Genomic DNA, 24563 nt, shown 5'->3' with positions numbered 1-24563 from the left:
AGTGGCTTCCATTTTTTCTACGGTTATTGCCATATTTGTCATTATTCCATTCTTGGGATACTTCATCAGTTTCATCATTGCGAAGGAAGTGATGAAGAATCACAGGAAAGCTGTGCATCTTGCAATTGATGTGACTACGCTTCTATTGATGGTTTCTGTCCATTTCATCGTACTTGCCATCTGGGATACATCTTATCTATGGTTAATTGTTATAAGTATTTGCACCATCGGCTTGATTTTTGCCGTTTTGTATTGGAAGGCTAAAGGGGAGATTCATTATCCGAAGGTGCTGAGAGGTGTGTGGAGAATTAACTTTCTCCTGTTCTTCACGGCTTATATTGCGTTGATGGTAACAGGATTGATACTCAGGATAATAGAACTGAACTAAGTTTATCCCTGAGCAGGCAGTTTTTTTCCTTTTCAGTAAGTGAAATGTTATACTCTTCGTTAGGAAATAAAGAGCTAGAAAAGGAGTAGTAGTTCATATGGAATTGGAAAATCTGAATATTCCGGCTATCAACCGATTTGCTTCACTTTATATAGAACAAAAAGAACCTGTGACTTCTTTTTTTCACTATAATATAAATCAGCCTGATGTCTATCGGGAACGATTGAACGATTTGGCATATCGTGATTTTCCACGTGAAGAACTTACAGAATGTATTGTTTCATATATGAAGGACTTGCCATCTTCACAAAAAGTGGAAGAATCATTAACGAAGCTGAGATCAGGTGCTGTTTCCGTAATAGCGGGTCAGCAGGCGGGATTGTTGACGGGCCCATTATATACTATACATAAGATCATTACGGTCATTAAATTGGCACAGGAGCAGGAAAGTGCTTTAGATCATCCTGTGGTACCGGTATTCTGGATTGCAGGGGAAGATCATGATTACCAGGAAGTAAATCATATTTATCTGGAAAAAGGGATAGAAATGGAGAAGAAGGGGTATCCGGAAAGAGTTCTCGAAAAGAAAATGACTTCAGATATCTCTTTCGATAAAAGTGTAATGAAGAAATGGGTGAATGAGATTATCCAGACTCTTGGTGAAACGCGCCACACCAAAAAACTCGTCTCTGATCTGAACAAGATGGCAGAAGAAAAGGGCAATCTAGTACGGTTCTTTGCTCATTTAGTGATGCATTTGTTCAAGGATTATGGATTATTGGTAATCGATTCGGCATACCCTTCATTAAGGAAACTAGAAAAATCTCACTTTCATCATCTGATTGAAAGCAGCCAGAGTATCACAAATGCAGTTCTGGAGCAGCAGGCAGAAATAAGAAATAAAGGGTTCTCTCCATTATTGGATATCTCTCCTAAAGCAGCAAATTTATTTATCTCCATAAATGATGAACGCGCATTACTGGAAAGAGTAGGTTCTGATTTTAAAGAAAAAAATTCCGGAGGCGCTTTTACAGGTGAAGGATTACTGGAAATACTTGAAAAGGCTCCTGAAAGATTCAGCAACAATGTTGTAACCAGGCCCATGATGCAGGAATGGTTGTTTCCGACCCTTGCGTTTATTGGCGGCCCGGGTGAAATCGCCTACTGGGGTGAGTTGAAAAGAGCGTTTGAACATACTGGCTTGAAAATCCCTCCGGTTGTCCCGAGATTAAGTATCACCATCGTTGAACGAGAAGTGGAGAAGAAAATGGATTCTCTTGGACTTTCATTGACACAGGTGTTAATCGAAGGCGTATCCGAAAAGCGCGAGGATTATTGGAATTCTATAAAAGTACCTTCGTTAGAAGAAGAAATTGCCGAGCTTGAACTGTTTCTTCAGCAAAAATACACGTATATCCGTGAAAAATCCGAGCGCATTGGCCGCGGATTGGATCAAATAGTGGATAAAAATCTCTCCATCCACCTTCATCAATTTGATTACTTGAGGAAGAGGACAGATAAGGCACTTAAGGAAAAACATCAAAAAACGTTTTCGGACTTCGCCAAAGTGGAAAACTGCCTTCGTCCCAATAACGGACCTCAGGAGAGAACTTGGAACACCGTTTATTTCTTGAATAAATACGGAGAAGGATTCATTCATGACTTGATGGCTCTCCCAATGGACTTCGACGGGAACCATAAAATTGTGTACTTGTAAGGCCGTTATTCTTATGAAAATACATGGCTGAGAGTTAAGGGTACCGTAGAGTAGAAGTAAAAAGGTGCCTCCGGAGGTTTTACGGAAATCCACTCGGATTAAATAAGCCCAATATTTAAGGACTTCTTTCGCAATAAAGGGCGAAAGAAGTCCTTTTTGTGTGCTATAAAGACAAATTTTTTCTCAATCTTGTCAGGAAAACGGAGAAAAAGGCTAAAGAAAATTAAAGGAAATATTTTATAAAAAGAGAATTTAGAAAACAGTGGAGAAAAGTGGGGGGATGTGGTACATTTGTGTTAGAAAGTGGGGGCAGTGCATATGTTCATGGGCGAATATCAACATAACATTGATAATAAAGGCCGTTTAATTGTGCCTGCCAAGTTCCGCGATTCTCTGGGCGAGTCATTTGTCATCACCCGTGGATTAGATCAATGCTTATTCGGCTATCCAATGGATGAATGGCGGGCACTTGAAGAAAAGCTGAAAGCTTTGCCACTTACAAAGAAAGATGCCCGTGCCTTTACACGTTTCTTCTTTTCTGGAGCCACAGAAAGTGAATTGGACAAGACAGGAAGAATCAACATTCCTGCCACTCTTGTCAATTATGCCAAACTGGATAAAGAATGTATCATCCTTGGAGTTTCCAATCGGATTGAGATTTGGAGTAAGGCTTTATGGGAAGACTACTTCACAGAGTCTGAAGATTCTTTTGCAGAACTTGCAGAGAATATGATAGGATTTGATATTTAAATGATCAAAAACGTTCGATTGGAAAGGTGACGTCAACATGTTTAAACATACAACAGTATTATTGAAGGAAACAGTAGATGGATTGAATATCAGAAAAGACGGAATCTATGTGGATTGTACATTAGGAGGGGCTGGCCATAGTGAGTACCTGCTAAGCCAATTGTCCGAAGAAGGTCACCTCTATTGCTTTGACCAGGATGAAACCGCTATTAACCACGCAAGAGAAAAGCTCCTGCCTCACTTAGGGAAGGTAACTTTCGTCCAATCGAATTTCCGTCATTTAAAAGAAGAGCTTGAGCAGCTTGGAGTACATAATGTCGATGGAATACTTTACGATCTGGGAGTATCGTCTCCTCAGCTTGATACACCTGAAAGAGGATTCAGTTATCATCATGATGCCCCACTTGATATGAGGATGGATCTAGAGGGTGAAGTATCGGCTTTTGATGTGGTAAATTACTGGGCTTATGAAGACCTTGTCCGAATCTTTTATCGATATGGGGAAGAAAAATTCTCAAAGCAAATAGCAAGGAAGATTGAAGCTGCCCGGGAGTCAAAGACCATTGAAACGACTGGTGAGCTTGTGGAATTGATTAAGGAAGGAATCCCGGCACCTGCCAGAAGAAAGGGAGGCCACCCTGCCAAAAGAGTATTCCAGGCAATCCGGATTGCAGTGAATGATGAGCTTGGTGCATTTGAGGATTCGCTGGAACAAGCGATTGAAATGCTGGCTAAAGGCGGAAGAGTCAGCGTTATTACATTCCACTCACTCGAAGACCGGATGTGTAAAACCATGTTTAAAGAAAAAGCCGCGGGACCGGACTTACCGCCTGGGCTGCCAATCATACCAAAGGAATATGAACCGGTACTCAAGCTTGTCACAAGAAAACCTATCTTACCCGGCGAGGAAGAACTCGCAGAAAATAATAGAGCCAGATCGGCAAAGTTGAGAATTGCAGAAAAAAATAGATAAAAAAGGAAATGGGAGGGAGCAATAATGAGTAACTTAGCCAGAAACTTTGAAAGGCAGCAAGTAGACCAATCAAACCAATCAGTTCAAGTGAATCCTCAGCCCCTGAGAAAAGAGCAGCGATCTGTCATTACACCGGGAGAAAAAATTCTTGTCGCAATCTTTGCTGTAGTATTTTGCTTCCTTGCTGTACAGATTGTACAGACACAAGCTGCTATCTATGACGTAAATAAAGAAGTACAAGTGATGGAAACAGCCGTTGAGAAACAAGAAAAAGCAAACAATGACCTTAAGCTTCAAATCAGTGAGTTAAGCACTTACGAACGAATCTTGCAAAAAGCAAAAGAGCTCGGTCTTGACTTAAAAGAAAAGAATGTGAAGGTTGTTGAACAATAATGAAAAAAAGGCCAAGTATGAACATAGGGGCAGCCATCCTTTTCGGGATTTTCGGCTTGCTCTTTTTTGTATTAATGGTACGCTTCATCACAATACAAGTTACGGGAGAAGCTGAAGGGAAGGTTCTTGCATCCCAGGCTGCAGAAAAATATATAAAAAGCAGGATACTTGAAGCACACCGGGGGACCGTCTATGACCATAAAGGCGAGGTGATAGCAGAAGATACTTCTGCATATACTCTGGTTGCTGTCCTCAGCCCGACTGTTACCAATGATCCAGAAAACCCTAAACATGTGACCGACCCGGAAAAGACGGCAAGAGAACTTTCACAGTTCATTGACATGAAGGAAAGCGAGATATATGAAAAGTTAACCACCGAGGGAGCCTATCAGGTTGAATTCGGTTCAGCCGGACGGACCCTTTCCCACCAGTTGATGCTTGATATAAAAAAGGAGAAACTGCCGGGCATTACCTTCAGGAAAGAATCCAAGCGATTCTATCCAAATGGGACATTCGCTTCTCATCTGATCGGGTTTGCCCAGAAGACCACCAATGATGACGGGGAATCCGTAACTGCGGGTAAAATGGGGATTGAAAAAAGCTTTAATGACATTCTGAGCGGGAAGAACGGCTCGGTAGAATATAAGAGTGATGTTTGGGGCTATTTACTTCCGAACTCTGAAGAACACGTCACACCACCGCAGGATGGAAATGATATCTATCTAACCATCGATAAGAAGATACAGACCTTCCTCGAAGAAGCGATGAACCAGGTTCAAAAACAATATAAACCAAAGAAAATGTTCGCTATTGTTGCCGATCCCACAACAGGGGAAATCCTGGCTATGACCCAGCGTCCGACTTTCCATCCCGATACAAGAGATGGACTACTGGATAACTGGACGAATACGATAGTAGAAGAAACTATCGAACCGGGGTCAACAATGAAATCATTTTCCCTGGCTGCAGCAGTGAATGAAGGAAAGTTCAATCCGAACGAAGCATACGAATCGGGAACATATAAGGTAGATAATGTTCCAAACCCTATCCGTGACCATAATGGCGGGGAGGGGTGGGGTTCTATTTCGTTCCTCGAAGGAGTTCAGCGTTCCTCCAATGTGGCTTTTGCTTATTTGCTGGATAAGATCGGATTTAAGAAATTCGAAGGTTATCTAGATGATTTTGGATTTGGAGAGCCCACAAATGTTGGCTTGCCGCATGAGGCACCTGGATCCATTCTGTATCATTATCCTATTGAGAAATACACAACCATTTTCGGCCAGGGTACGACTGTCACCCCATTGCAAATGATCCAGGCAGAATCTGCGATTGCCAATGATGGGAAGATGATGAAGCCTTTTGTCATTTCGAAAGTGGTGGATCCGAATACAAATGAAGTAGTAAAAGAAACAAAACCTGAAGTAGTGGGGAATCCTATTACGAAAGAAACAGCGGAGAAGACGAGGAAATACTTAGAGTCGACGGTTACATCCGAACATGGTACAGGTACTAGATTTGCAATTGAAGGGTACAGTGTAGCCGGTAAATCAGGAACTGCTCAAATCCCCGACCCTGAAACCGGTGGTTATAAATACGGAAAAGAGAACTATCTATTTTCATTTATCGGGATGGCGCCAGCTGATAACCCACAGCTGATTGTGTATGTAGGGGTGCAGGAGCCAGAATTGAAGCCGACCGAGATAGGATCAGATCCGGTATCTGCTGTGTTTAAACCCGTCATGCAGAACAGCTTGAAGTACTTGAATATCAAACCGCAGGAAAAAGTGAACTTGAAACAGGAACAAATCTCTGACCTGACAGGTTTAAGTATTGATGAAGCTAAGGAAGTCATTAAAAAAGCTGGGGGGGATCCGGTAGTCGTCGGAAACGGATCCAAGATAATTAAACAATTGCCGCAGCCGGGCAGTGAAATGCTTGAAGGTGGAAAAGTCATCATAAGGACGGATGGAGACATTACCATCCCGAATATGAAAGGCTGGTCAATAAGAGATGTTTTCAAAATAGCAAATATTGCAGAACTCAGAATTAATATGGTAGGGAACGGCTTCGCGGTAAGCCAAAACATCCAGCCTGATTCACCTGTAAAAGAAAACGAACCTCTCGTAGTAAATTTCAAAACGCCTGAGGAACAACGGAATAAGCAAAAAGAAAGTGAAGACCAAGAAGCCTCCGAGGAAGAAAGACCCTTGAATTAATGGCTAAAAAGAAGTGTGGACAATCAATGAGCTCATTATACCCGAATTGCTGAACCGATTCGGGTATGGGTGATCACATGAAATTGTCCGCCTTTTTTATTGTAGTAATCCCAAAATCACAGCAATGAGCATTGCGATGAATCAATAAAGGAATACATACCCTTCTGTGTCCAAGCATATAATGGAACGAGCCATAGAAGGGGAGGTCCATTTGTGAAAAGAGTATCTAATGTAACGGTAAGAAAGAGATTAGCGATTGCTCTGATTGCAGGAGTATTGATATTTTCCATTATTGATTTGAGGCTTGGTTATGTACAATTTTTCATGGGGGATATGCTGACGAGCCGTGCAAAAGATTCCTGGAGCCGGAATATTCCTTTTCAGCCTGAAAGGGGGAAAATAGTAGACCGTAACGGTGTGGAGCTGGCAGCAAATCAAAGTGCACCGACTATTTTTGTCGTTCCAAGACAAATTACAGACCCTCAAGGGACCGCTGAGAAACTGGCGCCGGTTCTTAATATTTCAGTGGAATCTGCATATAAATATGTAACACAGCAGGCGAGTATGGTTTTGATTAAAGAAGCAAGAAAATTATCTTATGATAAAGCAAAGGAAGTCAGAGATCTGAATCTGAAAGGGGTTTACCTTGGGGAAGACTCCAAGCGGTATTACCCTTATGGAAGTTACTTATCCCATGTACTGGGGTTTGCGGGGATCGACAACCAAGGTTTGATGGGACTTGAACTTTCCTACGATGAGGAACTGACAGGTGACAAAGGATATGTCAAATTCTTCTCAGATGCGAAAGGGAAGAGGATGGGGGATATGGCGGATGACTTTGAGGATCCGGAGAACGGACTGGATTTGAAACTGACAATTGATACGAAGGTTCAAACCATCGTAGAAAGGGAACTGGATATTGCACAGGCTACCTATAATCCCGATGGTATGATCGCCATTGCCATGAACCCAAAAAATGGAGAAATATTGGCTATGGCAAGCAGGCCGACTTTTGATCCTGCCAACTTCCGCAATGTGCCGCAGGAAATTTACAACCGAAACCTGCCAATATGGAGTACGTATGAACCAGGTTCGACCTTTAAGATCATCACTCTTGCAGCTGCACTCGAAGAGAAAAAAGTTGATTTATATAAAGATACGTTCCACGATTCCGGCCATGTAGAAGTGGCGGGTTCTACTCTGCACTGTTGGAAGAGGGGAGGGCACGGGACTCAAACTTTCCTCGAAGTGGTACAGAACTCCTGCAACCCTGGTTTTGTCGAACTGGGGGAACGGCTTGGTAAAGAAACATTATTTAAATACATCAATGATTTTGGGTTCGGCCAAAAAACAGGTATCGATCTTCAAGGGGAAGGAAAGGGAATTCTATTTAAATTAGATCGTGTCGGTCCGGTCGAACAAGCTACAACGGCTTTCGGGCAAGGTGTTGCCGTAACACCCATCCAACAGGTCGCAGCTGTCTCTGCGGCTGTAAACGGAGGGGTTTTATACCAGCCGTATATTGCCAAAGAGTTGATAGACCCAGAAACGAACGAAGTAGTTATGAGAAAGTCTCCCCAGAAAAAGAAAAGAGTGATTTCTGAAGAAACCTCCAAACAAATAAGGGAAGCTCTCGAAAGTGTAGTCGCACAAGGTACAGGCGGGAAAGCGTTTGTCGATGGTTATCGCATCGGAGGGAAAACAGGTACTGCACAAAAAGCAAAGGACGGTAAGTATTTGGAGAATAATCATATCGTTTCATTTATGGGGGTAGCCCCTGCGGATGACCCGGAGATTGTCGTCTATATAGCCGTTGATAATCCGAAAGGGACAGTTCAGTTCGGTGGAGTGGTTGCTGCACCGATTGCGGGCAGTATCATAGGGGATAGTTTGGAAGCGATGGGAGTACCGAAACGAAAGGAACAAATAGAGAAAAAAATGAATTGGGATGACATTCCGTTAATTGAGACACCTGATCTGGTTGGTTTGACGAAAAAAGAACTTCAGCAGCAGTTGGTTAATTTGAATCTGGACATAAGCGGAAGCGGAGAGAAGGTAGTAAATCAGTCACCGGATCCAGGCGTGAAAATAAAACAAGGATCGACAGTCCGAGTTTATTTGTCTGAATAAACATCAGAAAAATGTTTTTCAATCTATGTATTTCGTCTATTTAATTCTATTCAGGAAGTGATGATCTTGTTTAAGAGATTGGGAGAGTGAAGGCTGAATTTAACACAAATTTTAATTTGGATTATGTCCAGCTGGACAGATGAGTCACCTAGGGCGGTACGACCAGGGTGGCTCACGGCACATCCTAAGAAAACATGGTCTTCCACGGAACCGGGCAGCGGTGTATAACGGTGCCAAGAAATTATGAACTAAGTTAAAAGGTTGATAGCTTTCAAGTCTGTTTTTATGTAAAATATAAAAAGGTTGCTTTCTACCTGTGAGGAGTTGAAATGATGAGATTGCACACTTTGCTGGAGGTACTGCCGTTCTATAAAGTACATGGTGAAGGAAATCCAGCTATTTCAAACATCGCGAATCACCATAAGAAAGTTAAAAGTGGTGACTTATTTATCTGCATTCAAGGCCTGGAGGTAGATAGCCATACTCTCGCCCAATTTGCAGAGATGAATGGTGCAGCTGCTATTCTTGCAGAAAGGAAAGTAGATGTTAACATACCTCTAATACTTGTACCTGATACAAAAAAAGCCATGGCTGTGCTTGCCGATTATTTCTATAAACAACCTTCGCACCAATTATTGTTAGTCGGTGTGACAGGAACGAATGGCAAGACGACTACTACTCATCTTATCGACCAAGTTTTTTCAGGGAATGGAATAAAGACCGGCCTTATAGGAACCATGCATATTAAGGCAGGTGATGAGCTTGAAGTCAGTCATAATACGACGCCTGACAGTTTGACTCTGCAGCAGACATTCAGCCGCTTTTGTCAGAAAGGGATCACTTCGGCCATCATGGAAGTCTCTTCGCATGCCCTTGATCAAGGAAGGGTGCATGGCTGTGATTATGATATTGCCGTATTTACAAACTTGTCCCAGGACCACCTCGATTACCATCGTTCAATGGATGATTATCGGAATGCAAAAGGCTTATTGTTCTCTCAATTAGGAAATACTTATTTTAAAAAAACTCCTAAATATGCCATTATCAATAAAGATGATGAGGCGGCAGAGTACTTCATCAAGTCGACAGCTGCCCATGTCTTTACATATGGCCTGTCACATGAAGCTGATTTTTATGCAAAGAATTTGAAGTTGAATGCTTCAGAGTCTTCGTTTAGAATGATCAGCCCATTCGGAGAGAAGGATATGGTTCTTAGTCTGGCTGGTAAGTTCAATGTTTACAATGCATTAGCTGCGATAGCTGCTGCTTCTGCAGCAGGCATCCCCATTGAACAAACTGTTGAATGCCTGGAAAAAGCCCAGGGTGTCAGAGGGAGATTTGAATCAGTTGTCGAAGGGCAGTCCTTCTCTGTAATCATTGACTACGCCCATACGCCCGACGGTTTGAAAAACGTCTTGGAAACCATTCAATCCATTACTGACGGAAAGGTTATCGTAGTGGTCGGATGCGGTGGGGACCGCGACAAAATCAAACGACCTATAATGGCAGAAATTGCGTGTGATTTTGGTGATTTTGCCATCTTCACTTCTGATAATCCACGTACTGAAAACCCGATAGAGATTCTCAAAGATATGGAAGCGGGAGTAGTCGGCAAACAATATAAATTGATTCCGGATCGAAAAGAAGCGATAAAAGAAGCGATCTTCCTTGCCGCAGCAGGTGACGTTGTTCTTATAGCAGGGAAAGGTCATGAAACCTATCAGGTCATTGGACACGATGTATTTGATTTTGATGACCGTGACGTGGCAAAGCAAATCATAAGGGAGATATAGTCATGCTCTTTTATGAGGATGTAAAGACAATGTTTCCACATACTCGGGGAATCCAGCTTAAGGGAGTTGGATTTCATGCAGTTTCACCCTTGTACGATATACGTCTTGAAAAAGGTTTGTATGTGCCGATGGTATCCCATGATCACCTTTTTGAGAGTATAAATAATGGTGCCATCGCTTCTTTATGGGACAGCAAAGTAGAGGTACCTCGATTCGTACCCAATCATTTTCCTTTGTTCATTGTGAAAGATGTTCTATTGGCTTATGACGAACTTATCCATTTCTACAAACAAAAAAACAATCAAGAAAAGTGGGAAATTATGACGAAGTTTATATGTAATAGTGAATCAAGTTTAATTAAATCAATTGAAGCAGAAAGTTTGGAAGATCAGGACATGAAACAGAAAGGAGGGGAATGAAGTGCTTGAACAGGTTATCTTTTTTACAATCATCATGGCATTTCTGATCACTGTGCTTCTGGCACCGATCTTCATTCCCTTCTTGAGAAGACTGAAATTTGGTCAGAGCATAAGAGATGAGGGACCTCAGTCCCACCAAAAGAAAACAGGTACACCAACCATGGGCGGGATTGTATTTTTGCTGTCGATCGTTATCACAACGTTTGTTATGACTGGAAAATATTCAGAACCTGGACCGGAAACATATTTGATGCTTCTTGTTACAGTCGGTTTCGCCCTTCTTGGATTTTTGGATGATTTCATCAAGGTTGTCATGAAACGGAACCTGGGGCTGACTTCCAAACAAAAGCTGATCGGCCAAATCATCATTTCGGTTATTTTCTATCTTGTCTTTAAGCAGAATGAATTCCCTACTACTGTATCGATTCCGATGACTGACATCTCCTTTGACCTTGGATGGATGTATGTATTATTCATCATATTCTGGCTTGTTGGTTTTTCAAATGCGGTTAATTTGACTGATGGGTTGGATGGATTGGTATCAGGCACATCGGCCATTGCTTTTGGAGCACTCGCAGTTCTTGCATGGAATCAGGGTCAATATGATGTATCGATTTTCAGTGTGGCTGTTGTCGGAGCCGTACTTGGATTTTTGGTATTTAACGCACATCCAGCGAAAGTCTTCATGGGGGATACCGGTTCTCTAGCACTTGGAGGCGCGATTGCAGCGATCGCGATTTTAACAAAATTAGAAATTGTCCTGATTTTGATCGGTGGAGTTTTCGTCATTGAAACATTATCGGTTATTTTACAAGTTGCTTCTTTTAAAACGACTGGGAAACGAATCTTCAAAATGAGTCCTCTTCATCACCACTATGAGCTAGTCGGCTGGTCAGAATGGAGAGTCGTCGTTACATTTTGGACGATTGGTTTGCTTTTTGCTGTATTAGGAATCTATATCGAGGTGTGGTTATAATTGAAGAAAATAACGAAGTTCAAACACAAAAAAATTCTTGTATTAGGATTGGCGAAGAGCGGAGTCAGTGCCGCCTCATTATTACATAAGCTTGAAGCTTTTGTGACGGTGAACGATCAGAAACCGTTAGCGGAGAACCCCGAAGCACAAGGGCTTCTGCAGGAAGGAATTAAAGTGATCTGTGGAAGCCATCCGATAGAGCTGCTGGACGAAGGCTTTGAATATGTCGTGAAAAACCCAGGGATCCCTTATCATAATCCTTTAATAAAAAGAGCAGTCGAGAAAGGGATACCTGTACTTACTGAAGTAGAGCTTGCTTATTTAGTATCAGAAGCTGAAATGATTGGAATTACGGGTACAAATGGTAAAACCACTACAACCACACTGCTATATGAAATCCTTAGCGAAGACAAGAAAAATCCACTAATAGCAGGGAATATTGGTACAGTTGCATCAGAGGTGGCTCAAACAGCGGGAAGAGATGAGAAAATGGTGGTGGAATTATCTTCTTTTCAACTTATGGGGATCGACGAATTCTCTCCTCATATCGCCATCATCACCAATTTATATGATGCACATCTTGATTACCACGGTACCATCGATGAGTATTGGAAAGCGAAAGCCAATATTACAAAGAATCAAACTAAAGAAGATTATCTCATCATCAATCAGGACCAGGATCATCTTCGGACTATCGTCGATTTTACACAGGCATCAATCATTCCTTTTTCAACAATAAGGGAAGTGGAAAACGGAGCTTATATAAAGGGGGGGGCAATCTATTTTCAACAAGAATGCATCGGTCAGTTATCTGCGGTAGTACTGCCGGGAGCCCATAATCTTGAAAATATACTTTGTGCAGTCGCTGCATCGAAACTGTACGGAGTCTCAAATGATAGTATTATGCATGTACTCGGATCATTTACAGGTGTGAAACACCGCACGCAATTTGTAAAAGAATTGAATAATAGAAAGTTTTACAACGATTCAAAAGCGACTAACAGTCTAGCCACGAAAAGTGCATTGAATGCCTTTGATGGGCCAACCATTTTATTGGCAGGCGGACTGGATAGAGGGAATTCTTTCGATGATCTGATTCCCCATTTGAAAAATGTGAAAGTACTGATCACATTTGGCGAGACAGCTGACAAACTGCAACAAACCGGTCAAAAGGCAGGGATACAAACGATCGTACGTGTCGATAATGTTGAGAAGGCAGTACCGGCCGCTTATGAACATTCAGAAGAGGGAGACGTCATCCTGCTTTCACCTGCATGCGCAAGCTGGGATCAATATCGAACTTTTGAAGAACGCGGTGACATTTTTATTGAAGCGGTGCATAACCTTTAATAAGGGCTTGTCAAAGAAAAGCATCATCACGAACACATCAGGTAAGGCAATCTAAGAAACGGAACAGTATGTATTGCTTGAAGCGGCTCAAATACGTCTATTCGAGGTGTTAAGATTGCCTTTAAAAAAATCGACTCCCGATTTTATTCTTATTATGGTCACCCTGACGCTATTGGCTGTAGGGTTAATTATGGTGTACAGTGCAAGTGCTGTATGGGCGGATTACAAGTTTGATGATTCATTTTTCTTTGCGAAAAGACAATTGCTTTTTGCAGCCGTTGGTGTCTTCGCCATGTTTTTCATCATGAACGTGGAATATTGGACGTGGAAGAATTGGGCGAAAGTTCTTATCATCATTTGCTTTGTCCTGCTCGTGCTTGTGCTTATCCCAGGAATCGGAGTCCTTAGAAATGGATCCCGAAGCTGGATAGGAGTGGGGGCTTTCTCCATTCAGCCTTCAGAGTTCATGAAGCTGGCTATGATTGCATTTCTTGCAAAATATTTATCTGAAAATCAGAGATACATTACCTCATTCAGAAAAGGTATCCTGCCTTCTTTGCTGTTGGTCTTTTCAGCATTTGGAATGATCATGCTTCAGCCGGATTTAGGGACAGGCACAGTGATGGTCGGTACTTGTGTGGTGATGATATTCATTTCAGGCGCAAGAGTCATGCATTTTGCTTGGCTGGGAATAGCGGGACTCGCAGGGTTTGCAGCACTGGTACTGTCGGCCCCCTATAGGATAAAGCGTATTACTTCTTTCCTGGATCCTTGGGAAGATCCGTTGAATAGCGGGTTTCAAATCATTCAATCACTGTATGCAATCGGCCCGGGGGGGCTGTTTGGATTGGGGCTGGGCGAGAGCAGACAAAAATTCTTTTATTTGCCTGAACCTCAGAATGATTTTATTTTTGCTATTTTGGCAGAGGAGCTTGGTTTTATCGGTGGTACTTTTGTCCTCCTTTTATTTTCATTGATATTGTGGAGGGGAATAAGGATTGCGCTAGGTGCACCTGATTTATTCGGGAGTTTCCTGGCAGTAGGGATTGTTTCGATGATCGCGATTCAAGTCATGATCAATGTCGGTGTCGTAACGGGCTTGATGCCGGTAACGGGTATTACGCTTCCGTTCCTGAGCTACGGTGGATCTTCACTGACCCTCATGCTGATGGCAGTGGGAGTTCTATTGAACATAAGCCGTTATTCAAGAAATTAATCAAAAAAAGATTGGCTTTTTCTTCATTCAGTAAACAATCCTGTCCAAGATACAGAATAGGGCTGTAAGGTTGACTGGTTGAATTCGAAGTCAATCTTTTTTTCTGTCTTTTTTAGTTTTTACTCCTTGGCAGGTTACCGATTTATCCCATTTTTATCTGTTCGGGCTGTTGATTGGAGGGCAAGATGAAGAATCCTGGCAGAATAGTGAAACGGCTTTGTTCAGATGAGGTAAAAAAAAGCACTAATACCCAAATTTCGATGAAATAACAATAGGATATTTGAAGGTTAGATGTTACAATTAATTACATAAATGCAACGGGTGAAAGTGATTTGGTTTTCAATATAATAGGAGGTTATATTACTTTTATTAAGCAAAACTTTTACAATTCAATGACATCCTTTCATAACATGGAAATGGTGTTTAAAATAGAGGAGAAGAGTGAAATATACAAAAGGTTGTTCTCTTTTCAATTCCATTCCGTGGAGTGTACATAACGATCAATTGAGATCTGCATTGCTATGCAGTCAAGGAGTCTAAATTGACCTTTCTGAATGATAACCGTTCAATTCTCTTTTACAGCGATTGCCTTCATGAGGACAAAGAAGGTAACTCATATTTAAGAGTACTCTCATTTTAAGGCGTGACAGACATGCCCATAAATACGAAATGAAATTGAGGAAAACGTAATGAGAAAAGAAAATGTTGTGTCCATTGAAGAAAGAATTCCCAAGCTCAAACAGCATAGAAAAAAGAAGGCAAACAGAAGGCTGTTATTCTTGCTGACACTGTTTCTCATCATGATCTTGTCGGTTATTTATTTCCAGTCGCCTCTCAGTCATGTGAAGGCCATCAAGGTAAAGGGGAATGAGCTTGTCTCAAGTGAAACCATTCTTTCAAAAAGTAAACTTGAACCGGGAATGAATGTCTGGAGCGTTAATAGAAATGAAACTGCACAACGATTAAAGAAACTTCCCGAGGTGGAGAATGCAAAGGTGAGATTGTCGTTTCCCAATTCCTTTGTGATTGAAGTGGATGAATTGGGGAAAAAAGCTTACCTTCTTAAGGATAATAAATTTCTTATCATATTGGAAAACGGTAAGGTGCTTGATAAGGGGACCGAAGCCATTCCTGTTGATGCCCCTCTTTTAAGAGGATTCAAAGAGGATGAGACACTGAAGAAAATGATTTCTGAATTAGGTGAACTTCCCAAGGAGGTTCAGCACCTGATATCCGAGATTAACCTGGACCCTAAGAAAACGGATCAATATCATCTGACTTTATTTATGAATGACGGCTATGAGGTAAGTGCAACAATCAGGACATTTTCAGAGAAAATGGAGCATTACCCATCAATCGTCAGTCAATTGGACCCTTCGAAAAAAGGTATCATTGATCTGGAGGTAGGCTCTTATTTCAGGGCATATGAAGCAGAAGGGCAAGATGAAGGAGATGACGGGGATGAAAGTGAAAGGTAAACAAGTTGTCCTCTCACTCGTAAGCCTTGTGCTCGGTTTCATCCTTGCTTTTTCATACAGTCTTGCCAATTCAGAAGAATCAGGACTGGGAAATCGAAGTAATGGTCAATGGAAACAGGAAGAAGAGTTGAGAGATCAAATACTGGAGCAGCAGCAAAAGAATAATAATCTGCAGGAACAGCTCTATGAGAAACAAGAAAAAGTAGTCGACATTGAAAAAGAATTCTCAAAAGAGAAGCAGATCTATTTTAATCTTGCTGAGGAAGCGGAAAAATACCGCATGTATTTAGGGAAAACCAAGGTCAAAGGTCCGGGAGTGAAAGTAAAGCTTTCAGATGCCGACTATAAACCGAATGAAGATAACGCAAACAATTATATTGTTCATGAACACCATATTTTCAAGGTAATCAATGAATTGTATATTGCCGGAGCTTCTGCCGTTTCCATAAATGGGCAGAGGCTGAAACATGATTCTTATGTACTGTGTCATGGGCCGGTCATACAAATCGACGGAATTGAATACCCGGCTCCATTTGAAATTACAGCTATCGGGGATCCGGAAGTACTCTCTTCTGCCATGAACATAACAGGTGGGGTTAAAGATCAATTGGTGAATGATAATATCGAATTCTCCCTCGAAAAGAAAACGGATATTGTTTTAGAACCGCTGATCGGTGAGTCATAAAGTTTGCACTCCAATAAAAGGAAAGTGATTGGAAAGCAAGGTGAAAGGGAATGGACAACAAGCTTAAAGCGAGTTTTACGGTTATCACTATTATCATTGGTTTCATGATTGCGATTCAATTCCAGACAGTCAAGGAACCTGTTGTCCGTGATACGAGAGACATTTGGGAACTAAGAGATGCCCTTCTTAAAGAGAAAGAATTGAATTCAAGTCTGCTTGATGAAATGAGAGCAGTAGAAGAAAAGCTTGAAACATATGAATCAGAGAGAAAGGAAAGTCCCGAGCAGGCACTGAAACAAACATTAGAGGAACTGAAGACGGAAGCGGGTTTGACCGAGAAAAAAGGAACCGGTCTGATTCTTACGGTCGAACCGGCGATGGAAGAGATATTGCTTGGTGAAAAAGTACATAGTGTATCCCCGCAGCTCCTCGAAAGGATGGTCAATGAATTAAACCAATATGATGCCATGGACATCTCGATTGATGGTCGTCGTTTGATCAATACCTCGGTTATCCGGGATATTAATGGAGAAACAAATGTAGATGGATATTCCATCACCAAGATTCCGTTCGAGGTAAGAGTATTGACGAAGGATCTTGAAACGGCCAAAAAATTGTACAATCGAATGCAGGTATCACAATCCGTAGAGGATTTCTTTATCGATAATCTCAGGGTATCCATTTCAAAACCGATGGAAGAGGTTGTTCTGCCATCATATGATGATACAATCCGTGTCCGCTATATGGAACCTGTCAGTGAAAGAGGAGGTAACGGATAATATGTGGCTTCCCGTTTTAGGGTTGCTAGTAGGGGTCTTCCTGGGCCTTCTTACTGATATTAGAATTCCAGATGAATACTCGAATTATTTATCGATTGCAGTTCTGGCAGCCCTGGATACGCTGTTTGGCGGAATCCGTGCTCACCTCCAAAATATTTACGATGATAAAGTCTTTGTTTCGGGATTCTTTTTTAATATTTTACTAGCAGCAAGTTTAGCTTTTCTAGGTGTCCATCTTGGTGTAGACTTATATTTGGCAGCTGTCTTTGCTTTTGGAGTGAGGTTATTCCAAAACATAGCAGTGATAAGAAGGATACTTATAAGCAATTGGACAAGTAATCAAGAAAAAAGAGAAAAAAATTAGAATTTTAAAAGGAAATCGTTTTTGTTACGACGAATATCTTAATAAGATATACTTAGAATTGAGACTATCTAGGATTGTTGTTCTCATTAACATTCTTTAAGGAGGTGCCATAGAGTGAACAGCAATGAAATTTACGTTAGCCTAGACATCGGTACGTCCACAGTGAAAGTGATCATTGGTGAAATGTCAAATGATTCCTTGAACATTATCGGTGTAGGGAATGTAGAATCAGAAGGAATCAGAAAGGGTTCCATTGTAGATATAGACGAAACTGTTCATACGATTAAGAAGGCAGTGGAGCAAGCGGAAAGAATGGTCGGTTTATCCATAAACCAGGTTATCGTTGGTATAACAGGAAACCATGTTTCACTTCAAAATTGTCACGGTGTAGTCGCCGTTTCAAGCGAAAATCGCGAAATTGGGGATGAAGACGTTCTGAGGGTGATGGATGCAGCACAAGTTGTCTCTATCCCGCCTGAAAGAGAAATCATCAATGTGATCCCCAGACAGTTCATTGTTGACGGTCTGGATGAAATAACAGACCCGAGAGGGATGATAGGGGTCCGCCTTGAAATGGAAGGCACCATTATTACAGGATCTAAGACGATATTACATAATACTTTGCGTTGTGTTGAAAAAGCAGGACTCGAAATTGTGGATATTGTATTGCAGCCGCTGGCAGCCGGATCTGTCGCATTGTCAAAAGACGAGAAGAATCTCGGTGCTGCTTTAATCGACATCGGCGGAGGCTCAACGACCATCGCCGTTTTCGAACAAGGTCATTTAAGAGCGACTACAGTCCTGCCAGTAGGTGGAGAGCATATAACAAAGGATTTATCCATCGGCCTAAGAACTTCTACAGAGGATGCCGAAAAGATAAAAACCAAATATGGACATGCTTATTACGATCATGCTTCCGAAGATGAAGTGTTCAGTGTTCCGATCATCGGCAGTGATCAACACCAACAATTTAATCAATTAGAAATTTCTGATATCATAGAAGCAAGGCTGGAGGAAATCCTGGATCTCATCAGTCATGAGCTTAAGAGAATGGGAATTAGAGACCTGCCAGGCGGATATGTATTGACAGGTGGTGTAGTGAACCTTCCAGGTGTGTTAGAATTAGCACAAATTGTTTTTCAGAATAGGGTCCGGGTAGCCATTCCGGATTATATTGGAGTCAGGGAACCACAATATACCACTGCAGTCGGTTTGATAAAGTATTCTCAAAAGAATGCAAGATTACAAGGTAAAAACGTTAGTGCTGAACCTGTCCCGGTCGATACAGCTGAAAAAAGACAGTCAAAACAAACGAATAAGAAACCAAAGCCGGCAAAAGCAGCAGAAGAGACGCATGAAGATGATAAGGCGATGACAAAAGTGAAAAAGTTCTTTGGATACTTCTTTGAATAAATAAGGAATCCATTGATTCGACGAGTTAGGAGGATTTGTCATGTTGGAGTTTGATACAAATTTAGATTCATTAGCGACAATAAAAGTTATCGGTGTCGGTGGTGGAGGAAACAACGCTGTCAATCGGATGATCGAGCACGGTGTCCAGGGTGTTGAATTCATCGCCGTTAATACAGACGCACAAGCTCTTAATCTCTCAAAAGCAGAGATAAAGATGCAAATCGGCGGGAAACTGACAAGAGGACTTGGCGCAGGTGCCAATCCTGAAGTTGGTAAAAAAGCTGCAGAAGAAAGCAAAGAACAAATCGAAGAAGCTTTAAGAGGAGCAGATATGGTCTTCGTAACCGCTGGTATGGGCGGCGGAACAGGCACTGGAGCGGCCCCTGTCATCGCTCAGATTGCCCGTGAAATAGGAGCATTGACTGTTGGTGTGGTGACACGTCCATTTACATTTGAAGGACGCAAGCGTTCAAATCAGGCAAGCGGCGGTATTGCTGCAATGAAAGAAGGGGTAGATACTCTTATCGTTATCCCTAACGATCGACTGCTTGAAATCGTTGACAAGAGCACTCCGATGCTTGAAGCCTTCAGGGAAGCGGATAACGTACTCAGACAAGGTGTACAAGGCATCTCAGACTTAATCGCAACACCTGGTTTAATCAACCTTGACTTTGCAGATGTCAAAACCATTATGTCCAACAAAGGCTCCGCTTTAATGGGAATAGGTGCAGCATCAGGTGAAAATCGCGCAGCAGAAGCTGCCAAGAAAGCTGTTTCAAGTCCATTACTTGAAACATCAATTGATGGGGCACAGGGTGTCTTGATGAACATTACTGGTGGTACAAGCCTTAGTTTGTATGAAGTTCAGGAAGCCGCAGATATTGTTGCTTCAGCTTCAGACCAGGATGTAAACATGATTTTCGGATCAGTCATCAATGAAGACCTAAAAGACGATATCGTAGTTACTGTTATTGCAACAGGCTTTAACGAAGAAGTCATTCAGCCTCCAAAGCAGACCCGTCCTACATTTGGCGGTGTCAAGCCCAACCCTGCACCGACCCAGCAGCAGGTTAAACGTGAACAGAAACGTGAAGAACCGCAGCAGCAGGAACCTGTACGCTCTTCATCCAACAACCAGGGGGCAGAAGATACATTGGATATCCCAACCTTCCTGCGTAACCGTAACCGCAGAAGATAATATGGGTTAGTTACATTTGCGTTTAACTAATCTCTTGCGTGTTCGATCAGATTTAAATTATTTCACAAAAAAGACCCCTTTATCGGGGTCTTTTTTGTATTGATTTTACTGTATATCGCAAGTAGGTATGCTGTCTGATTAAATGGATCCAGAGTAAAAGATTCACCTTTTTAGACTCTAAAATATTTGTGACATATTTCGTTCATATCTTCTAAAAGTTTTCTTCGATGGCATACATAAAGTGACAAACTTTTAGAGGGTATGTACGATATACTTCGTATAAGTCATACAGTTTTCAACTATAACAGTACACAAACTAGGTGAAGTTTAAAAAGGAGGGGAGCGATTGGCCTTATATTTAGATGTCATCTGGTTGTTGAATGTATGTGTGGATTTTATATTGCTATGGCTGACAGGATTGATCCTCAAGAGACGATTGGTTCTTTGGAGAATAGCAATAGGAAGTTTGATTGGTTCTGCCATTATAATTCTTTCCTTTTCTCCTTTTGCCTATATAGTTGGAAATCCGTTAATTAAACTGCTGTTTTCATTGGTCATGGTCTATTCGGCTTTTGGGTATAAAAGGTTACGATACTACCTTACAAATCTTCTAATGTTTTATTTTGTCACCTTTTTAACAGGGGGCATCCTCATAGGTGCTCATTACTTCCTTACGTTTGATCCCGGGGCGGAAACAACTGTACTATTGGCAAGTATCAAGGGATTTGGAGATCCCATCAGCTGGGTATTTGTCATGCTGGCATTACCTATTGCATGGTACTTTTCCAAAGGACGGATGGATAGCGTGGAATACGTGAAAATCCAATATGATCAACTTGTTGAAGTAGTCATTAAGATTGGAGAATTTGAATTTCATGTTAAAGGCCTTGTGGACAGCGGAAACCAGCTTCAGGATCCTATATCAAAGGTTCCTGTAATGGTTGTATCCATTTCATCTTTGCAAGATACAATTCCTGATGTGGTGAAAATTTTATGTGAAGAAGCTGATGAAATCTTCTCAGGGAAAAAAAACCTCGAGCCAGAGTGGTCAGACAGATTAAGAATCGTACCTGCCAAGTCAGTTGGCAGGAAAAGTCAGCTGTTGGCTGCGATCAAGCCAGATTCCATTACATTAAAAGACCAAGAATCCTCCTGGTCTTCCGACGGGTTGATCGTTTTCAGACAGGAGCCTCTTTCGGCTGATGACAGCTTCGAAGCAATCGTTCATCCCAGAATGGCTTCAGGGAAACCGGTGCAGAATGTTTCATAGTTCAATTACTACTACTATACTCACATTCTTAAGAAATAGAAGGGGGAGCAACGGTGAAAAAATTAAAAATGAAGTTTTTATATTTATGGTATAAATTATTAATCAAACTTGGAATCAAGACGGATGAAATTTATTACATAGGAGGCAGTGAAGCACTCCCTCCTCCCCTGACCAAAGAAGAGGAAGAAGTACTTCTTAACAAACTGCCAAAAGGAGATAAAGCAGCACGTTCACTTCTTATAGAACGAAACCTTAGGCTGGTCGTATATATCGCAAGGAAATTCGAGAACACGGGTATCAACATTGAAGACCTCATCAGTATCGGTACAATTGGCTTAATCAAAGCGGTTAACACCTTCAATCCAGAGAAGAAGATCAAATTGGCCACTTATGCTTCAAGGTGTATAGAAAATGAAATCCTTATGTATCTTAGAAGAAACAACAAAATTCGCTCTGAAGTTTCATTTGATGAACCATTGAATATAGACTGGGATGGAAATGAATTGCTGCTTTCAGATGTTCTTGGAACGGATGAAGACATCATTACGAAAGATTTGGAGGCGACCGTGGATAAAAAGTTGTTATTCAACGCTCTTCACCAGCTTTCAGAGCGAGAGAAACAAATTATGGAGCTGAGATTCGGTCTGATGGGCGAAGAAGAGAAGACTCAAAAAGATGTCGCGGATATGCTGGGGATCTCCCAATCCTATATCTCGAGGCTGGAAAAAAGGATCATTAAAAGACTAAAGAAAGAATTTAATAAAATGGTGTAAATAACATGCTGATCTTTTTATAAAAAGATCAGCGTGTTTTTTTATATTAACAAAAAAATTTCAGTGATTTTTTCTAGATTTTGTAAGGGGTTGGCCGGAACTCAACCATAAATCGACAGAAAGAAATGCATATTTTTCCTCCTCAAGGAAATAATGAATTTTGTACAACAGCTCCTGCAAGGAGGGGAAAGAATGACACGTAATAAAGTAGAGATTTGTGGTGTAGATACTTCCAAATTACCAGTGTTGAAGAATGATGAAATGAGAGTATTGTTCAAACAAATGCAAGCAGGCGACATATCCGCAAGAGAGAAGCTTGTTAATGGAAATTTACGCCTCGTACTAAGTGTAATTCAACGCTTTAACAACCGTGGTGAGTATGTTGATGACTTGTTTCAAGTCGGGTGTATCGGATTAATGAAATCGATTGACAACTTTGACTTGGGTCAAAATGTGCGATTCTCCACCTATGCAGTACCTATGATCATTGGAGAGATACGCCGTTACTTGCGTGACAACAACCCCATTCGCGTATCGCGCTCTTTGCGTGACATTGCTTATAAAGCTTTACAAGTAAGAGAAAAGCTGATGGGCGAAACCTCCAAGGAACCGACTGCTGAAGAAATTGCAAAGGTACTGGATGTCCCGCATGAAGAGATTGTTTTTGCCTTGGATGCGATCCAGGATCCGGTTTCTTTGTTCGAGCCTATTTATAACGATGGCGGGGATCCTATTTTCGTTATGGATCAGCTTAGCGATGAACGTAACCGCGACTTCCATTGGATCGAAGAGATTGCGTTACAAGAAGGAATGAGAAGATTGAATGACAGGGAAAAGCTGATTATAAGCAAACGCTTTTTCCAAGGGAAGACACAAATGGAAGTTGCTGACGAAATAGGGATTTCACAAGCTCAAGTATCCAGATTAGAAAAAGCAGCCATAAAACAAATGAATAAAAACATTCAGTAAGTGAAAAGGGCGTAAGAAGAAAAAATTCTTCCCCTATATCGAGCAGAAAGGCAGATCCTTAAATCCAGGGTCTGCCTTTCTTATTGCTGCATATAATATAGTATTATGCAAAAAATGCTGCCTAATAAAAAGCCTGAGGGCAAGCGTGCAGGAGGGATTCTTGTGGTTCGTATTTCTGAGTTTCAAATAAAAGATGTCGTCAACATTTCGGATGGAAAGAAGTTAGGGAATATCGGGGATATTGAAATCAATCTTGATACGGGCAGGATTGAAGCCATCGTCATCGGTGGAGGCGGTAAGTTATTGGGGTTCTTTGGAAAAGATGAGGATATTGTCATACCATGGAAAAGCATCGTGAAAATCGGTGAAGATGTCATACTGGTTCGACATAAAGATAGTCATTTTATACAAGGGCAGCTCGAAGAACCTAAAGAATCTTCTTGATAAATGACGAATATTCAGTTTCTGTGGTACACTTATAGAAAACGAAGGAGATTCAATTGTGTCTATTGAGCCTTTTTATAGAGAATCTGAATCATATTATTCAATTAAGAATTGGACTGAAGAATTCCCTGGTTTGACAGCAGGTTTTACTACAAGGAACGGTGGAGAAAGTAACGGCTGCTTTGATTCTCTGAATATGGGGCTGCATGTTGGCGATAAGCAGGCAAATGTGATCAAGAACCGTGCGGAAATTGCCGATTTGCTGCAGCTCCCGCTGGATAATTGGGTAGCAGCAGAACAGACTCATGGCAGCCGGATCCATAAAGTTACTCCTTCAGATAAAGGAATGGGCAGTACGTCTTACTCTACAAGTATTAAAGATACGGATGGATTTCTTACCGCTCACAAGAATCTGTTGTTGACAATGTGCTATGCAGACTGTGTCCCCCTGTATTTCCTTGATAGAAAGAATGGCCTAATGGGAGTCGCTCATGCGGGTTGGAAGGGAACAGTAGATGAAATTGGTCCGGCAATGCTGACGAAATTCCAGGGCGAAGGTTCAAGTATATCGGATATTGACGTGGTGATTGGACCTTCCATTTGTAAAGATTGTTATGTAGTGGATGACAGAGTGATGAAACGAGTAAAAAAAGTACTAGAAGATGGGAACGACATGCCCTATAATTTAAAAGAAGAAGGTCAATATCATTTGGATTTAAAGAAAGTGAATAAACTTCTTTTGCTTCAACGGGGATTAAATGATAGACAAATCCATACTTCTGGTTATTGTTCTTCATGCAGCAGCGAATTTTTCTCTTACCGAAGAGATGAAGGGAAAACAGGGAGAATGATGAGTTTCATTGGCTGGA

Annotated in this window: 23 protein-coding genes; all 23 read left to right on the top strand. The window is 41.4% G+C overall.

Annotated elements, in window-relative coordinates; translation table 11 throughout:
- Nucleotide 1: 1 nt before the first annotated feature.
- Nucleotides 2-388 (top strand): DUF3397 domain-containing protein, encoded by a 387-nt coding sequence (locus HP456_RS01440; protein ID WP_172248232.1) that lies wholly within the window; start codon nt 2-4, stop codon nt 386-388.
- 97 nt (nt 389-485) lie between these two features.
- On the top strand, nt 486-2105 hold the full coding sequence (bshC, locus tag HP456_RS01435; RefSeq protein WP_172248231.1) for a bacillithiol biosynthesis cysteine-adding enzyme BshC: 1620 nt from the start codon (nt 486-488) through the stop codon (nt 2103-2105).
- Nucleotides 2106-2423: 318 nt separating this feature from the next.
- The gene (gene mraZ / locus HP456_RS01430; protein ID WP_172248230.1) at nt 2424-2855 is read left to right on the top strand and encodes a division/cell wall cluster transcriptional repressor MraZ; all 432 of its coding nucleotides are present in this window, start codon (nt 2424-2426) and stop codon (nt 2853-2855) included.
- Nucleotides 2856-2892: 37 nt separating this feature from the next.
- On the top strand, nt 2893-3828 hold the full coding sequence (gene rsmH, locus HP456_RS01425; protein ID WP_172248229.1) for a 16S rRNA (cytosine(1402)-N(4))-methyltransferase RsmH: 936 nt from the start codon (nt 2893-2895) through the stop codon (nt 3826-3828).
- 24 nt (nt 3829-3852) lie between these two features.
- A complete protein-coding gene (gene ftsL / locus HP456_RS01420) occupies nt 3853-4221 on the top strand; it encodes a cell division protein FtsL (protein ID WP_172248228.1) in 369 nt (122 codons plus the stop codon).
- On the top strand, nt 4221-6437 hold the full coding sequence (locus HP456_RS01415; protein ID WP_216663135.1) for a penicillin-binding protein: 2217 nt from the start codon (nt 4221-4223) through the stop codon (nt 6435-6437). The genes ftsL and HP456_RS01415 overlap by 1 nt, the downstream gene beginning before the upstream one ends.
- A 213-nt stretch (nt 6438-6650) precedes the next feature.
- Nucleotides 6651-8567 carry a stage V sporulation protein D gene (locus tag HP456_RS01410; RefSeq protein ID WP_172248227.1) on the top strand — a complete coding sequence of 639 codons (1917 nt, stop codon included), beginning with the start codon at nt 6651-6653 and terminating at the stop codon, nt 8565-8567.
- A gap of 332 nt (nt 8568-8899) precedes the next feature.
- The gene (locus tag HP456_RS01405) at nt 8900-10360 is read left to right on the top strand and encodes a UDP-N-acetylmuramoyl-L-alanyl-D-glutamate--2,6-diaminopimelate ligase (protein WP_172248257.1); all 1461 of its coding nucleotides are present in this window, start codon (nt 8900-8902) and stop codon (nt 10358-10360) included.
- Between the two features lie 29 nt (nt 10361-10389).
- Nucleotides 10390-10779, top strand: a complete 390-nt coding sequence (locus HP456_RS01400; protein WP_172248226.1) for a hypothetical protein — start codon at nt 10390-10392, stop codon at nt 10777-10779.
- 1 nt (nt 10780) lies between these two features.
- Nucleotides 10781-11755 carry a phospho-N-acetylmuramoyl-pentapeptide-transferase gene (gene mraY / locus HP456_RS01395; protein WP_172248225.1) on the top strand — a complete coding sequence of 325 codons (975 nt, stop codon included), beginning with the start codon at nt 10781-10783 and terminating at the stop codon, nt 11753-11755.
- Nucleotides 11756-13105, top strand: coding sequence for a UDP-N-acetylmuramoyl-L-alanine--D-glutamate ligase (gene murD / locus HP456_RS01390; protein ID WP_172248224.1), 1350 nt, complete (start codon nt 11756-11758; stop codon nt 13103-13105).
- A gap of 115 nt (nt 13106-13220) precedes the next feature.
- Nucleotides 13221-14321 (top strand): stage V sporulation protein E, encoded by a 1101-nt coding sequence (spoVE, locus tag HP456_RS01385; protein ID WP_172248223.1) that lies wholly within the window; start codon nt 13221-13223, stop codon nt 14319-14321.
- Between the two features lie 689 nt (nt 14322-15010).
- Nucleotides 15011-15799 carry a cell division protein FtsQ/DivIB gene (locus HP456_RS01380; protein WP_172248222.1) on the top strand — a complete coding sequence of 263 codons (789 nt, stop codon included), beginning with the start codon at nt 15011-15013 and terminating at the stop codon, nt 15797-15799.
- Nucleotides 15783-16484, top strand: a complete 702-nt coding sequence (locus HP456_RS01375) for a DUF881 domain-containing protein (RefSeq protein ID WP_246288650.1) — start codon at nt 15783-15785, stop codon at nt 16482-16484. The genes HP456_RS01380 and HP456_RS01375 overlap by 17 nt, the downstream gene beginning before the upstream one ends.
- 50 nt (nt 16485-16534) lie before the next feature.
- Nucleotides 16535-17263: a DUF881 domain-containing protein gene (locus tag HP456_RS01370; RefSeq protein WP_172248220.1), complete on the top strand. Its 729-nt coding sequence runs from the start codon at nt 16535-16537 to the stop codon at nt 17261-17263.
- A 1-nt stretch (nt 17264) separates the two neighbouring features.
- Entirely contained in the window at nt 17265-17627 is a 363-nt protein-coding gene (locus tag HP456_RS01365; protein ID WP_172248256.1) for a small basic family protein, read from the top strand.
- 114 nt (nt 17628-17741) lie between these two features.
- Nucleotides 17742-19040 (top strand): cell division protein FtsA, encoded by a 1299-nt coding sequence (ftsA, locus tag HP456_RS01360; RefSeq protein WP_172248219.1) that lies wholly within the window; start codon nt 17742-17744, stop codon nt 19038-19040.
- Nucleotides 19041-19080: 40 nt separating this feature from the next.
- Entirely contained in the window at nt 19081-20238 is a 1158-nt protein-coding gene (gene ftsZ / locus HP456_RS01355) for a cell division protein FtsZ (protein ID WP_172248218.1), read from the top strand.
- A gap of 346 nt (nt 20239-20584) precedes the next feature.
- Nucleotides 20585-21508: a sigma-E processing peptidase SpoIIGA gene (gene spoIIGA, locus HP456_RS01350; RefSeq protein WP_172248217.1), complete on the top strand. Its 924-nt coding sequence runs from the start codon at nt 20585-20587 to the stop codon at nt 21506-21508.
- A 53-nt stretch (nt 21509-21561) separates the two neighbouring features.
- Nucleotides 21562-22281 (top strand): RNA polymerase sporulation sigma factor SigE, encoded by a 720-nt coding sequence (gene sigE / locus HP456_RS01345; protein WP_172248216.1) that lies wholly within the window; start codon nt 21562-21564, stop codon nt 22279-22281.
- Between the two features lie 192 nt (nt 22282-22473).
- On the top strand, nt 22474-23250 hold the full coding sequence (gene sigG / locus HP456_RS01340) for an RNA polymerase sporulation sigma factor SigG (protein WP_172248215.1): 777 nt from the start codon (nt 22474-22476) through the stop codon (nt 23248-23250).
- Between the two features lie 162 nt (nt 23251-23412).
- Nucleotides 23413-23694, top strand: a complete 282-nt coding sequence (locus HP456_RS01335) for a YlmC/YmxH family sporulation protein (protein ID WP_172248214.1) — start codon at nt 23413-23415, stop codon at nt 23692-23694.
- A gap of 58 nt (nt 23695-23752) precedes the next feature.
- Nucleotides 23753-24563: peptidoglycan editing factor PgeF (pgeF, locus tag HP456_RS01330; protein ID WP_312857717.1), on the top strand; the 811-nt coding region annotated here is incomplete at its 3' end.

The sequence above is a fragment of the Bacillus haikouensis genome (assembly GCF_013179555.1).
Taxonomy (GTDB): domain Bacteria; phylum Bacillota; class Bacilli; order Bacillales; family Bacillaceae_B; genus Rossellomorea; species Rossellomorea haikouensis_A.
This window is presented reverse-complemented; position numbering and strand designations above follow the sequence as displayed.